This is a genomic window from Nocardia arthritidis, assembly GCF_011801145.1.
In the GTDB taxonomy this organism is placed as follows: domain Bacteria; phylum Actinomycetota; class Actinomycetes; order Mycobacteriales; family Mycobacteriaceae; genus Nocardia; species Nocardia arthritidis_A.
The window spans coordinates 4794344-4808654 of the sequence record NZ_CP046172.1; the positions used below are offsets into that span (position 1 = coordinate 4794344).

General features: G+C 65.4%; 13 protein-coding genes. 6 read left to right on the forward strand and 7 right to left on the reverse strand.

What is annotated here, in order from left to right; translation table 11 throughout:
• Positions 1 to 191: 191 nt before the first annotated feature.
• Positions 192 to 1376 (reverse strand): alanine--tRNA ligase-related protein, encoded by a 1185-nt coding sequence (locus tag F5544_RS21650; RefSeq protein WP_167474877.1) that lies wholly within the window; start codon positions 1374 to 1376, stop codon positions 192 to 194.
• Positions 1377 to 1851: 475 nt separating this feature from the next.
• Here F5544_RS21650 and F5544_RS21655 point away from each other — a divergent pair, with 475 nt between their 5' ends.
• Positions 1852 to 2172 carry a hypothetical protein gene (locus F5544_RS21655; protein ID WP_167474878.1) on the forward strand — a complete coding sequence of 107 codons (321 nt, stop codon included), beginning with the start codon at positions 1852 to 1854 and terminating at the stop codon, positions 2170 to 2172.
• Between the two features lie 65 nt (positions 2173 to 2237).
• Here F5544_RS21655 and pepN read toward each other — a convergent pair whose 3' ends face one another.
• The 4 genes from pepN to F5544_RS21675 all read right to left on the reverse strand — a co-directional run bounded on the left by pepN (position 2238) and on the right by F5544_RS21675 (position 7638).
• Complete coding sequence (pepN, locus tag F5544_RS21660; RefSeq protein WP_167474879.1) at positions 2238 to 4850, reverse strand: aminopeptidase N; 2613 nt, start codon at positions 4848 to 4850, stop codon at positions 2238 to 2240.
• An 818-nt stretch (positions 4851 to 5668) separates the two neighbouring features.
• On the reverse strand, positions 5669 to 5959 hold the full coding sequence (locus F5544_RS21665; RefSeq protein ID WP_167474880.1) for a hypothetical protein: 291 nt from the start codon (positions 5957 to 5959) through the stop codon (positions 5669 to 5671).
• A gap of 111 nt (positions 5960 to 6070) precedes the next feature.
• Complete coding sequence (locus F5544_RS21670; RefSeq protein WP_238847477.1) at positions 6071 to 6361, reverse strand: DUF6412 domain-containing protein; 291 nt, start codon at positions 6359 to 6361, stop codon at positions 6071 to 6073.
• A 224-nt stretch (positions 6362 to 6585) separates the two neighbouring features.
• Entirely contained in the window at positions 6586 to 7638 is a 1053-nt protein-coding gene (locus tag F5544_RS21675; protein WP_238847373.1) for a protein kinase family protein, read from the reverse strand.
• Between the two features lie 959 nt (positions 7639 to 8597).
• On the opposite strand from F5544_RS21675, the gene F5544_RS21680 reads away from it, so the two are divergent.
• On the forward strand, positions 8598 to 9530 hold the full coding sequence (locus tag F5544_RS21680) for a hypothetical protein (RefSeq protein ID WP_167474883.1): 933 nt from the start codon (positions 8598 to 8600) through the stop codon (positions 9528 to 9530).
• 386 nt (positions 9531 to 9916) lie between these two features.
• Positions 9917 to 10447: a hypothetical protein gene (locus tag F5544_RS21685; protein ID WP_167474884.1), complete on the forward strand. Its 531-nt coding sequence runs from the start codon at positions 9917 to 9919 to the stop codon at positions 10445 to 10447.
• Between the two features lie 310 nt (positions 10448 to 10757).
• Here the strand turns inward: F5544_RS21685 and F5544_RS21690 are convergent, their stop codons facing one another.
• Positions 10758 to 11198, reverse strand: coding sequence for a MarR family winged helix-turn-helix transcriptional regulator (locus F5544_RS21690; protein ID WP_203217623.1), 441 nt, complete (start codon positions 11196 to 11198; stop codon positions 10758 to 10760).
• Between the two features lie 113 nt (positions 11199 to 11311).
• Between F5544_RS21690 and F5544_RS21695 the strand changes: the two genes are divergently transcribed.
• From F5544_RS21695 to F5544_RS21705, 3 genes are all read left to right on the forward strand, one after another.
• On the forward strand, positions 11312 to 11659 hold the full coding sequence (locus F5544_RS21695; protein WP_167474885.1) for an antibiotic biosynthesis monooxygenase family protein: 348 nt from the start codon (positions 11312 to 11314) through the stop codon (positions 11657 to 11659).
• A gap of 199 nt (positions 11660 to 11858) precedes the next feature.
• Positions 11859 to 12740, forward strand: a complete 882-nt coding sequence (locus F5544_RS21700; protein ID WP_167474886.1) for a DUF2268 domain-containing protein — start codon at positions 11859 to 11861, stop codon at positions 12738 to 12740.
• A 127-nt stretch (positions 12741 to 12867) separates the two neighbouring features.
• Positions 12868 to 13695, forward strand: a complete 828-nt coding sequence (locus F5544_RS21705; RefSeq protein WP_238847374.1) for a MerR family transcriptional regulator — start codon at positions 12868 to 12870, stop codon at positions 13693 to 13695.
• Positions 13696 to 13704: 9 nt separating this feature from the next.
• Here F5544_RS21705 and F5544_RS21710 read toward each other — a convergent pair whose 3' ends face one another.
• Positions 13705 to 14271, reverse strand: a complete 567-nt coding sequence (locus tag F5544_RS21710; RefSeq protein WP_167474887.1) for an acyl transferase — start codon at positions 14269 to 14271, stop codon at positions 13705 to 13707.
• Between the last annotated feature and the right edge of the window lie 40 nt (positions 14272 to 14311).

Genomic DNA, 14311 nt, shown 5'->3' on the forward strand with positions numbered 1-14311 from the left:
GAGTGGGGAACCGAACCATTTCGGTGGACGCGGATTCGAAATGACGTAACTATGTCAGTCGCCGCTGTGGTCCCGGTCGGCATGCACGCGCCAGTATGGACGACAGCCCGCTCGGCGGTACCCGGCTGCGAACCCAACCCGATGACCCGCGACCCGGACGGCGTCGTCACCTTGATGTGCATACCCGACTATCAAGACCTGCCAGCGTTTTCCGTGCTGAGGTACACCACGAGGTCGCGGGGCAGGCCGTGGGTGTCGTGCAGGTACCGGTAGTCGTCATCGCTCAGGGGGCCGGTGAAACGCTTGTGGGACAAGACTTGTCGTCCGCGTCGGAGCAGCAGGGCGAATTTGTGTTCCTCGTCGAGCAGGTCCGAGCGCACCTCCTGCGGGTGACGCGACTGCCGGAAGTGTCCGAGGGTGTCTTCGATCAGGTCGATCGGGAGGTCGGACAGTGTGCGGGTGGGGTCGTCGCGCCACAGGGTGGTGAGCGCGCGACGGAGCAGTCGACGCGGCACGTACCCGCGGCCGGTGTTGGACGGTGTGATCCGGTCGCCGAGAACGACGATGGTGGATCGCAGATGATCCGACAGCAGGCGCAGCGACGGTTCGTTCAAGGATCCCCAGAGCCGGGGCAGGGTGGTTCGCCACGGCTCGAAAAGGTCGATCTCGTAGACGGATTGGACATTCCGCAGGATGCGCACCAGTCGTTCCAGTCCCATACCGGTGTCGACACTCGGCCGGTCCAACGGCTCGAGGGTGCCGTCCGAGTGCCGGACGTATCGCATCATGACGTGGTTCCACACCTCGACCCAGCGGTCGTCGGTTGTCGGTGTGCCCTGCGGTATCCCGGGGCCCGTCCAGACGAAGATTTCCGAATCGGGGCCGCACAGGCCGGTGGGGCCGTTCCACCAGTTCTCGTCCGTGGTCGGTTCGACCGGTAACCCCAGCTCATCCCACGTCTGCCAGGATTCGTGGTCGGGTCCGACATAGTCGTCCCCGGCGAAGACCGTGACGTGCATTCGTCCGGGATCGATGCCGAAACCGTCGCGCAGCAGCTGGTAACCCCACCGCAGGCTCTGCGGACCGTCGTAGTCGCCGAGCGACCACGAGCCGAGCATCTCGAAGACGGTCAAATGCGTATCGTCGCCGACCTCGTCCAGATCGGTGGTGCGCAGACACCGCTGCCTATTGGTGAGCCGTCGACCCAGCGGATGTGGGCGGCCCCGCAGATACGGGGTCAACGGGTGCATGCCGGAGGTGGTGAACAGCACCGGATCCCCCGGCGGGGAAACCAGCGATTCGCTGGGCACGAGTTCATGGCCGCGTTCGCGGAAGAATTCGACGAAGGTGTGAATGGTCTGGTCTGTTGTGATCATGGTGGCGGCTCCATCGAGGTGAAATCGACCGGAAGCGACCGCACATGGCAGGTCCCGCAAGAAGACCGACACCGGCGGACCGTTTCCGGTCGCCGGCAAGAGATGAAGGTCAGACGGCAGCGACCGGCAAGCTGTGAGCTCGCGCGGCCGCGATGGCGATTCGTCGACAGACCTTCATAGACCCCACGGTAGCAACGACACCGATCGTGGCGCGACCGAATTATTGCGTCACCGAATCCGGTTGTGTCGCAGGCTTTCTCGTGCGGCCCGGTGTCGCCCCGACCGTCGAGCGCTTCGAGGACCGACCGCGATCGCGCCCACTGCCACCGCGGGATCTCGGCTGAGCACCATACGCCGCCATCGGCGCTCACAGGCCGAATACCGGATATCCGCGAGAAGTAATCCATTGCCGCACAAGGGTATTCGACCTGCGATACCCTGTTGATCGTCGTTCGATCTACGCGGGAGGCATGTGATGACCGAGCAGGAACCGGCGCCGGAGAACCGCGACATGCAGATAGTCGACGTATCCTCGCCCGAACCGGAATCGGAGACCTCGGCCACGCTGTCGGTGCACTACCGCGACGGCAAAGCGGTCCTCGTCGCCACCGGCGGGTCCGTTATCCCGAGCGTCATCGAGGTAGAGAACGCCAACGGCAGCGTGGTCGCCCACTATGCGGTAGACACCACACCGACCGCGCGGGGAGTGCGTGTGACATTTTGGCAAGGCGTCAGCATCACTGATGAAGATGGGCAGATCTACGACGCTGCCTCCGAGGAACAAAGCTCCGAATAGACTCAACCCTTCGAGCGGGCAGCCCGACGGCTCGTTCCTGGTCGAACAGGCAGTGGGCAGGCGAACTACCTATCGGTGGCGTCGAATGTCCTTGCGCGCAAAGCCCGTTCGACACCGTCCTTACCTTCCAGCACCAAGCGGCGCAAAGGCCCCGGGTGCTCTTCGGCGAGGAAACGCTCCGCCGCGTGGACGGCGGCGGTGGTGATCTGATGCGGGTAGAGGGCTCGGGACAGGGTCTGGGCGACCGCTGCCGACTGCCGCTCCCACGCTGCCGGGAGCTCGGCGAAATACCGGTCGATATAGTCGGTGAGCAGGTGCTCCTGACCGGACGGGGCGAAGTTGAACGCGATGGCGCGCACCGTGGTGTTGGCCAGGGTGGTGTCGACAAGCAGGCGGTCCCAGGCGGCCTTCTTCACCGCCGCCTGTGGGCGGGCGACAGCTGCGGCGGCCGCGTGGCGGCGGCCGTGATCGGTGGCGTCGCGGGCGAGCTCGGCATCGATGACCGGGGTCGCGGGGCCGTCGGCATCGATGCGACCCGCCGAGGCGAGGGTCCGGATGATCTTCCAACGCAGGTCGGTATCCACCGCCAGCCCCGGCAGGCCGACCTCGGCCGGGTCGCCGTCGAGCAGCGCGGCCAGCAGATCGAGCTGGCGTTGCGGCAGGCGCGCGCCCAGTGAAGCGTCGAACGGCCCGGCGATGCCGGTGAGCGCGTTGACCAACGCCAACTGATGATCGGAGCCCGGCGCGGCCGCGCGGGCCAGCGCCACCACACCGTCGGTGTAGATCGCCCACCCGGTCTCGGCCGCCCAGTCCGGGTCGGCGTAGCGGCTCAGCGCCGTCTGGGTTTGCAGCAGAACTCGTTGCACCACAGCGATTTCCGACTCGGCGCCGATACCGCGCAACACCAGGCCGAGATAGTCGCGGGTGCGCAACTCCGCGTTGCGGACCATTTCCCAGGCCGCGGACCAGCACAACGTGCGCGGCAGCGGGTCCTCGATATCGGCGATCCGCGCCAGCACGGTGCGCAACGAATCCGGGTCCAGCCGCAGCGAACAGTAGGTGAGATCGTCGTCGTTGAGCAGCACCAGCGCACCGCGCTGCACGCCGACCAATTCCGGCACCTCGGTGCGTCCGGCCGCGGCGATATCGAGCTCGATTCGCTTGGTACGCACCAGCTTTCCATCATGATCGGAATAGATTCCGATGGCCATCCGATGCGTGCGGAACTCACCGGCCCCCGGAGCCGCACCCTCCTGCACCACCGCGAAGGAGGTGAATGTGCCGTCGGTGACCGTGAATTCGGCACGCAGCGTGTTGATACCGGTGCTCTCGAGCCACTGCGCACTCCACCCGGACAGGTCGCGGCCGGACGAATCGGCCACTGCCCGAACCAGATCCGCGAGCGTCGCATTGCCATAGGCGTGTTCGGTGAAATAGTTCCGCAGACCGGCCAGGAACGGTTCCCGCCCCACATAGGCGGCCAGCTGCTTGAGCACCGAAGCGCCCTTCTGATAGGTGATCGCGTCGAAATTCACCTGCACCGAATCGATATCGGGGATGTCGGCGACGATCGGGTGCGTGGACGCCAGCTGATCCTGCGCGTAGGCCAGCGCCTTCTCGTTGTTGGCGAAGCTGGTCCAGCATGTGGTGTATTCGGTGGCGTCGGCCTGGGCCAGGTTGGCGGCGAAGGTGGCGAACGACTCGTTCAACCACAGGTCGTCCCACCACCGCATGGTGACCAAGTTGCCGAACCACATGTGCGCCATCTCGTGCAGCACGACATTGCAGCGGCGTTCGTAGGAGGCGCGAGTCACCTTGGAACGGAATACATACGCCTCGGTGAAGGTGACCGCGCCAGGATGTTCCATGGCGCCCATGTTGTATTCGGGACAGAAGATCTGGTCGTACTTGCCGAACGGGTACGGCACACCGAAATTGGCGTGGTAGAAGGCGAAACCCTGTTTGGTTTCGGCGAAAAGCCGTTCCGTATCGAGGTATTCGGCCAGGGACGCGCGGGCCAGGATGCCCAGCGGGATGGTGCCGTGCTCGTCGGTGTAGACATCATCCCAGCGCACATAGTGCCCGGCGCAGATGACCATCAGATAGGTGGACAGGCGTGCGGTGGTGGCGAAGGTGTGGGTGGCCTTGTCACCGTCTTTTTCGACGCCGACGGTGGCGCCCAGCGAGACGACCTCCCAGTCGGCGGGCGCGGTGACCGCGACATCGAAGGTGGCCTTCAAATCCGGCTGGTCGAAGCAGGCGAATACCCGTTTGGCTTGGGTGGGCTCGAACTGGTTCGACAGGTAGGTTTTTCCGTCGGCCGGGTCGACGAAACGGTGCAGGCCCTCACCGGTGCGCGAGTAACAGCAGTCCGCGTCGACGACCAGTTCGTTGCGTTCGGCCAAGCCGCGCAACAGGATTCCCGGTGAGCTGACGGAATCGGAGATCTCGACCGGGGCGCCGTTGAGCGTCACCGAGCGGACCGTCTCCGCCGTGAGGTCGATGAAGGTCTGCGAACCGGGGGTCGCGGTGAAGGTGACCGTGGTGAGCGATCGGAACGTGCCGCCGGCCGGTTCGGCGGGCTGCTCGCTGAGATCCAGATGGATCCGATAGTTGTCGACCTCGACTGTGGCAGCCCGGGCGATCGCTTGGTCGCGGGTGAGGCTCGGTGCGGACAAATCAACTCCTCGGTATCGCAGGCTCGCCCCGCCCCATACGTTCCGAAGTCCGCTGCGGCCTCGCCTCGCGCAATTTCCCTGCGTCACCGTGCACAGGCGGTGGCGCACAACGATTTCCAGCATGCCAGGTTCAGGCCGATGTGCGGTAGCCGATTCCGGCGACTCTCCCGGCGGCGCCGAATTGATCTCGGCGCACCTGAGCACGGCACTGCGCGTACCGGCCGTTACGATGTCGGCGTCGCATGCCGGGCATTTGCTCTGACCTGGCAGATGTCGGCAGAGCTTGCTGATCGTGGTTGGAAGGGTTGGGGAATGAGGGTTACCGCGGGGATATTCGGCCTGCTGATCGCTATTGCGGGGGCGGTGATGATGTGTCTCGGCTATATGGCTCAGCATGATTTGCGTGACGATTCCGCGCGCAGAACATCCGGTCTGGGTATGAGTTGCCAAGCGAATCAGGCCAACCCCCGGCGGCAGGATTGTAGCTGGGGTTGGTGGGATGGGCACAGCAGCACACCCGGCGAGGACATCATGCCGGTGAGGGAGCGTACAGGTGAACTCATCAGCGACGTTGTTCTGATCGGCGCTTCACTCTTCGTCGGTGGTTTGGTGTTGACGGGTGGAGCGCTCGCAGGTGGGGGAAGGACGCGCCCTGTATCGTCCGCAATGCCACCGCAGCAGTGGCAACAACCGGCGGCGCAGTGGTCCGGAGCTCCTTCGACCGTTCACCCGGGTGGCGTCTAGTCGCCCACTGGTTCGAGCCTTTCGAGCGCCAGAGCAAATCCGGTCCGCCTGGCTGATCTGGGCGAAAAGTCCTGTCACTCGGCTGATTTGCGGTGCCGCCGTCGGCGATACAGGTAAACCCCCGTCATCGCGATCGCGATCAGCACAGCCCATACGGGTGCGATGAGCGCGACCGCCGTGATCACATCCAGGCCGATGGCGATCTCGGCGACCGGGATCGCCATCAGCAACAACGCGCCAGCCCACCGGCTCCCCGCCGAAACCGCTTGCGCGGCAGAGAAGTAGGCGAGAGAACAGTATCCGGTGACGCGCGAAATCGCAGTGCGCAGACATTGCGCGGGTCGCGCAAGAACAGACAGAACCATTGAGACACCCCAGGGACGTGCACCACGGCAGGCATGCCGACACTCACGAGAGCAGGTGCGGGACAACAGGTACGGAAACGAATCCGGCCGCCGATCCCTCCCCGAGAAGGTCTAGGCTGCCGCGATTCGCCGTCCTGGGGCGCGCGCTCGAACATGCCCGGCGGCATCGGGGTCACTATGCCTGCACGAGACGGCCCCAAAAGCGTCGTCACAGGCATTGACCAGCGAGTAGCCCGTCGACCGTGCCGAACCACCGATCAACGCGGCCGCGATCGCCACCACAAGCACCACGACGGCCGCGGCCATCGCCTGCGCCGCGCCCCCGACGGTAACCGGCAGCATGAACAGCAGAATCGAGGCGGCGACGAACTTCAGCACCAACACCTGGTCGCTGAATTCCATTGGCACACAACCGATGCTACACATCCGTTGTCACCTCCGGCCCGAACGAGACCCAGGGCACACCGACATCGCTTGCCACAGAACAGGACTCGGCAGACGCCGATTCCGGCTCGATACCCCGTCTCGGTGGTCGACATCAGATCCCGTTCGAGCAACCCAAGATGATCATCGAGGCCGTCGACGAGGTAACTCGGGCACCGACGCGAACGCTCGACCCCAGGCCATCAGATGGTGAACAAGCTGTCCGGCCCGCTGATCCGGCGAATCGCCTCCAGGGGATACGGGGTGTGCCTGCTCTCGAAACGGAATTCGCGGTAGTAGTCGGTCATTGTCGCGGCAAGCGGGGCGTGGCGGGTGAGGATCGCCGCGATCTGCGGCGGGATCCCTGTCGGCGTTTTCCCTCGGGCGCAGGCGTGTACGAACGCGATGCGCTCGTCCTGCTTGTACCCGTACAGGGCGACGACGAGCCACTGCACGAGATGGGTGAGGGTGTAGCTGCGGTCATAGGTCTGGTGTTCAGCGAAGAAGTCGACCTCCTCCTTCGACAGATCGAACCGGGAGGAGATCGCGAGGCCGTAGTCGGTGAAGAACAGCCGCTCGCCGTCGGTGAGGATGTTCTGGAAGTGGCCGTCGAAATGCAGGAGCCCGCGGGCGTTCATGAAAGAGATCCCGGCGTCGAGTTCCTTCACCACCATGGAGCATGCCCGCACGGCCGTCTCGGCGTCGGCTTTGACCTGAACGTCCAGCCAGTCGTGCAGATTCTGCGGGATGTACTCCAGAAACAGTGCGACGCAAGCCGTGGAGTCCCGCAGCGCCTCGACCCGGTGGCGCACCTGTGGTCCGCCTCCCCAGTAGGCGACGACGTTCTCCACATCGGCCAGCTCCTCGGGCAGCGCCTGCCCGGTGTGCGGCAGCACCCGCCAGTGGTACATCAGGGGAAAGCCCTCATGGTCATGTGCGAGCACCCAGTTCGTCGTCATGATGTGCACGGCCAACTCCCGCCAGGCGCCCCATCCCGGGCTCCCGGGGACCCCGAGGCCGGAATGGCAGAAGACAGGTAGCCCAAAGAGGTTCGCGGTGGACCGGATGTTGTCCGGCCGCCTTTCCAGATCGGTCAGCGCCAGCCGCTTGACGAAGACCGGGGTCCCGTCGACCTCCAGCAACGCCGAAGTCCCGCCGACGCCGGAGCCCAGCGGTGCGGCCGTATCCACCAGGTGGCACAGTTCGCGATCACTGCACAGCGCCAATGATGTCGAGACGGCACTGTAGGCAGCCAAACGCGCACCATGCGAACCATCGAACTTCTCGACGTCCACCTCCACCGAGGCACCAACCTCTCTGCGATACCAAAGGGCACGCGCACGGGACGGATAGCCGACGGTTCGCCCCCTGGCACGCGCGGACGGCATAGCGGACCGTGGCTGTGAGGACCGATCCGAATACCCTGTGGCCACAATGTACGTGCCGATCAACAGCAAGGTCGGGCAAGCATGATGCCGCGGCAGCTCGCCGCTCCTCAGCGGCTCGGGTAGATCGGGCGGCTACCAGGTGATTCCGCGCGACCCCGGGCTCGAACCCGGTCCGCCGCCCCACGGTCGCTGACCAGTACCAACCCGGATGGTTCCGCTGCCTCGGGAGACCGCGTCGACGCACCGAGCTCATCGACAAACTCTGGCAATGACTTCCACGGCACCAAGCCACCGGCGGTCACAAATTCCGCGTCCGCCTCGGTCGGCCCATTTATCGGGGTAGGGCACAGGAACATCGTCGCCACTTCAGATGAGAACTCGCCGTGCCGGATTGGTTGAGAATCCACCACTCCCGTGAGAACTGACATAGATGACAAGGGGTGCACAGTTTTCGGAGGCGTTTCGTGGCATTACGTTTCGTGTGCGCCAACCAAACGAAACGAAACGATTTACCGGAGGGGAGCGGGAGACAACGGATCCTGACCTCCGATAAGGTTCACTTATCGGAGGTCAGAAGTCGACGGATTCGACACGCACAACACACATTTCGTTTCGTGTGAATACGTTGGACGCGACGTAAACAACGCTACGATTCTCGAATGTCTAACGTGTGCAACTTTCCAGGGTGTTCGCGACCGTCCGCGCGCGGAGCAGGGCCGGGGCGGCCGTCGGAATACTGCGACCATCCGGAGCACACTCGCTGGCGCGCATGGCGGGAAAGGCAACGGCAGCAACAGGACTCAGAGACACCGGAGACTTCCGTCACTGTGACGGCATCGGGTCCGGTGACGGTGGCGCGGTTGCGGGCCGACGAGTTGCTCGCCCAATTCCGTGGGCTGGCCGATCAATTGGGAAATACGCTCAGCGCGGCGGTGGCGGAACTGTCCACCCTGGCCGATCCGGCGGTGGCCGAGGCGCAGGTGCAGGCCGTGCAGGCGGATGCGGCGCGGCGGATCGCGGAGGCCGAGGTCGCCACTGTCGCCGCCGAGCAGGCCAGGCGGGCCGCCGAGGAGGCGCGGGCACTGGCCGAATCCGCCGCCGACGATGCCGCGGCCGCCGCTGAACGTGCGGAAGCCCTTGTCACCGAGGCGAATGCAGCCCGCGAGGACGCGCTGCGCGAGGTGCAGCGGGTCACCAAACAGTCCGCCGACGAGGTGTTCGCGGCCCGCAGCGCGGCCGAGGCCGAGGTGCGTACCGTGCGCCGGGAAACCGCCGAGCAGATCGCCCGCGCGGAAAAAGAAGCCGCGCAGCGGATCGAACAGGCCGAACGCCGCGCCGCGGCCGATATCGCGCACGCCCAGCGCGAGGCCGCCGCCCAGGTGTCGGCTGCCGCCGCCGAACGCGACCTCGCCGCCCAGCGCGCCGCCGACGCCGAACGCGCCACCGAACGCGCCGAGCAGGCCGTACTGGAACGCATCGAGGCCGCCAACGAGGCTCGCGACGAATGGCGCAGGGCCCGAACGGAATTGGAGACCACCCGCGCCGAACTCGCCGAAACCCGCCGCACCGCGACGGCCGACCTGACCGCGGCCCGCGCCGCCGCGGCAGCCGCCGCCGAACAGGCCGAAGCCGCGGCCGCGCAACGCATCCGAGCGCTCGACGAGGCCCGCGCGCAAACCCTCGCCCGCGCCGAACGCGCCGAACGCCAACTCGACGAACTCCTCGCCAGCACCCGCGCCGCGGCCATCGAGAACGTATGACGTTGTCGCCACCAGATTTCCGCAGGATTTCGCCGGATCGCGCCGAGGACCGGTCGACCCGACAGCAACTATGACCCGATTTGCGCCTCGCGCGGGACTGACAACGAAATCCACTGCGGCGGTTCGTGTTTCCTCTGCACTGGGGACGAGCTCCCCAATCATGGGGTCTATTGGCCCGCACCCGGTGATGGGACGATTTCAGCTGTCCGAGGCAACTCCTCGGGCCGGGGTGGATTTCGGGCTCAGGTGACGCGTTTGTCCTGATGAGCGGCACGAACGCCGATATTCGGGAGGGACCTCGCCGCGATTCGCCGGTCACATGAGATCGCTTATGTGGCGGCGGTTGCGCTCGCCGCCGGTCGTACGGTGAGGAATGGGAGTATTCGATGAATACACGTATCCGTTGGTCGGGTATTGGTATCGCTGGGTTTGTTGCGGCCGCTGCTGTTGCCACGGTGTTCCCGGCACCGCAGGCCGGTGCCTGCGAGTTCAGTGGAAGCGTTGGACTGAACCTGACGGTATGCGGGGGAGTGCCGACAACGGGACCCGATGCCTACTATGTGAACGGGGTGTATACGTTCACGGTCAACTTCCCGGATCCTGCACATCGCCGGTTCGACAAGCCTGTCAATTTGTTCGCCACGTATGATCCAGACGTTGATATCGATCCGGTTCTTCATAGGGACCAAGCCACCCTTGTCGGCTCCGTAACAGCGCCTGCGGGAAGCACTTCGGCCAGTATCCAGTGGACCCCCCTCAAACCGGGCCACTATGATTTCCTTGCCGAAGATGGTGACGGCGTCAAATACGGGCCGATGTGGTTGACGGCGAATGCCGCTCCGCCCACCTCCACCCCGACGCCGACCCCTACTGATACCGATAGTGCGAATTCGGTACCTGGCTTGTGGTTCAAGTAGTCGCCACCAACCCCAGTTCGCCACCCGGATGCTGGTCCGCGCCCCGGATGCCGGAGTGCCATGCGGGCGGATGACCGGTGACGATCCGTCGCTCGGGCACCGGCAGGCCCGCGTTTCATCCACTCAGCGGTAGCCAAGTCATCGACTGAGGACCGTACCGCGTTCCCGCCGCCACGGCGATCGGCTCGACTTCACCTTCGCAGTCCAGATTGCCGAGCACGGGCTGGTTTTCGCCGATCCAGGTCTCGAACCCATTGCCGTGAGCGACCACTGGAGCCGGGCCACTCGATGGGGTTCCCGGGCTTTCGGATCAGCACGAAGCATCGCCGAGTTTTTCGGCGCAGGTGCGCAACCAACCCATGATCCGGACGTGATCGGGTTCGGCCTGGGCGAGCAGCAGACTCTCCAGCTCCTGCACCGACGCCGCGGCGGCGGCCAGTCGTCGTTTGCCGAGCCCGGTCAGTACATTGCCGCGGGCGCGCTGTTCCGGGGATGGTTCGGCGCGGTCGATGAAACCCGCATGACTGAGTGCGTGCAGAATCCGCAGCATCGTCGGCGCGGCGACGAAGTTTCGGCGGGCGAGTTCGGCATTCGACATCCCGGGGTACTCGGCCAGCATGGCGAGTACCGCGTATTGCGGAGCGGTGAGACCGTACTCGGCCAGCGCCGTGTCCATGCGGGAGCGCAGCGTCTGCTGAAGTCGCTTGAGCGCGAACCCTATCGACTGATCCGGATCGACGTGGGAGGTCACGGCATCATGGTACCCCTTGCCTTAGCGAGCTAAGCTGGATTAGCATGCTAAGTATTCGGCTGATTCCGAATTCCACTGATTCCCAACAGTTCCCGTCGAGGAGGAATCCACTTATGAGTACATCGACGACCATCAGCCCCGATGCCGACCTGGTCACCCTGATCAATGTGTTCAACGTCGATCCGGCACGCCAGCAGGAGCTTGTCGAAGCGCTCGCGCGGGCGACCCGGGAGGTCTTCATGACGGTGCCGGGCTTCATTTCGGCGAACCTGCATGTCGGTCTGGACGGCAAGCGGGTGATCAACTACGCCCAATGGGCCAGTGAGGAGCTGTTTCGGCAGGCGCTGCAGCGGCCGGACGTGAGTATGCATATCGCGGAGACCACTCGGATCGCCGAATCGTACGACCCGACGCTGGTGCGAGTGCATTCGGTGCACCACGCGGCGGAACGACAGGCATGAAACGTGTTCCGAATGCGCCGGGATGACGCGAATCAATGGACGACCGGCAGCCGTTCTACCACGGAAACCCTTGCCGCCGTGCGCGAAATGCGAGACCGCGACAAACCCAGGTGGATGACCGTCGTCAACCCTGGCGGGATAGCCCGGCGACCAAAAGGTTTTGACGTTGTCGCTACGTCAATGTTTAGTGTCCGCCGACATGACAATCACCGTTCTCGACACCTACACCGAGATGACGCGGATCCTGCGGGCCGCGCCCGCGGCGCGCGCCGACCTGCTGCGGGCGATGCTCGAACCCATCAGGGGGATGTACCGTTATCAGCCCGGTGATGTCGACCTGACCGATATGCACCGGCGGACGGCCGGATTCCCGCTGGACCGCGCCGAGGACCAGTGCCTTGCCGCGCTGGAGACGCTGGCAGCCGGCGATGCCTGGAAGCGAATGCAACACGCCCTGGACAACGCGCAGACCACTCTGCTGGCGGCCAATCCCGGATTCACCGCGCCGGATATCACCGTGCTTCTCGTGCTCGGCGACCCGGGTGACACCAACCTGATGGGTCCGAGCCTCGGCATGAGCGCATTCGGCGGCATCTCCGGCCAGATCACCATCACGCTGTGGCCGTATCCGGAGAACGTGGCGCGGATCGAGGCGACCGCCGTGCACGAACTGCACCACAACCTGCGCTTCAGTCCCGGTGGCGTGGTGTGGAACCCGATGACCGTCACGCTGGGTGAGCACGTGGTTTCGGAAGGGCTGGCCGACGCGTTCGCGCGCCAACTCTTCGGCGACGAACTCGGCTACACCCGGATCGGCGTGCCACACCTGACCGACGACGCGGTATTCGACAAGGTGGTGCCCCAACTCGGGCTGACCGGCATGCACAACTTCACGGCCTGGGTACACGGCGACGCCATCGCAGAACACTTCGGCATCACCCCGGTAGGTCTGCCGACCGGCGCCGGATACGCCGTCGGCAACAGGCTGGTCGACACCTACCTGGCGGCCACGGGGCAGACCGCGGCGCAGGCGTTGCACGCCGACAGCGCGGAGATCATCGCCACCGCACTGGGGCGCTGATCACCCGAGATCTGTTCGCGCGCAATGGAATTCAGTGTGGTCGGCCCGGCAGGTGATCCGGGCGGTGACGATCGGCTTCTCGGTCGAATTCCTCTGGTCGAACTCGGCTCAGTAAGGTAGCTGTGTGATGGCTACGGCAAGCGGACTCGTCAGCGGCGGGACCGGAACGCTTGCGCTGGGTGGCATGACGCAGGAGACGACGATGGAGTGGCTGGTCAACGAGCTCGCGGCGCGGGCCGGTATCACCGGCCGGACGCTGCGGCACTACGACCGGATCGGGTTGCTGTCACCGTCGAGGATCGGGACGAACGGTTACCGGTATTACGGACCGGACGCCGTCGCCCGCCTGCAGCGCATCCTGCTCATGCGGCGGCTCGGGCTCGGCCTGCCCACCATCGCTCGGGTCCTGGACGAGGAGGCGGACGAACTCGGTGCGCTCCGGGCGCACATCGATGACCTCGAAGCCGAACGAGACCTGCTGGACCAGCGGATCCACGCCGTCCGGCACACGCTGGAATCCCGGCAGGCCGGGATCGACCCGTGCATGGACGTGATGCTGGAAGGCTTCAACGACCGATACCGGGACGAGGTTGTCGCGCGGTGGGGCGAGGCGGCGTTCCAGGCCGCCAACGACTGGTGGCACGACAAAACCCTGGAACAGCAGCGGGCGTGGAAACGTGCGACCGACGAGCTGGTCGCCGCATGGATCGACCTGTGGCGCGACGGTGTCGCGGCGACAGCGGAACGCGCGCAGTCGCAGGCCGCCCGGCATGTCGCGTGGCTGACCGAGATCCCCGGCACGCCGACCGCCGAGGGCGACCGGGAACGGTCCATTCAGATGGTGTGCGGCCTGGCCGATATGTACGTCGACGATCCGCGGTTCGCCGCCACCTATGACGGTGCGGCGGCCTTCGTCCGCGACGTATTGCACGAATACGCGAAAACCCGGATGTAGCGGGGTATTTCAGCTCCAGACACCGCTGTCCACTTCCCAGATGCCATGGTCGCCGTGCGTGGCCGGCTGGATCAGGTGCAATGCGACCTTGCTGCCGTCGCGGTTGGTGACGAAGACGACCACCGGTGCGCCGGTACTGGTCTGGACTTCGGACCAGCCGAATCGGCCCTGTGCGAAGGCCTTTGCGACGGCGACTCGGTCCAGCCGCCACGGCTGATGCCCGCTGTCGACGGATTTCTGCAGGTCCGCGGCCTGCTGGGCGGTGAGGCCCTCGCCGGGGAACGACGTTCCCGACGAGGGATGGGGGTTCGGGGCGGGTTGCGGCGGGGTTTCCGGAGCCGGTGGCTGTGGGGCGACCGTCGGCGATTGCGGTACTACCGTCGGCGGCTGCGCCGACTCCTGTGTGGTGACGGTGTTCGACGGAACGGGTGCGGCGACGACCGTCGTCGATGTCGGCTGGGTGGTGGTTTTGGTGGACGAACAGCCGCCGATCGCGGCCGCACACGCGAGGACGCCGAGAGCTGTCACCGCGCTCCGCCACGACAGCGGGGCAGTGGTGCGGGTGGAGATGCGCATGGGTCGTCCTCGGCTCGAAACCCGGCTGCTTATCCGGTTG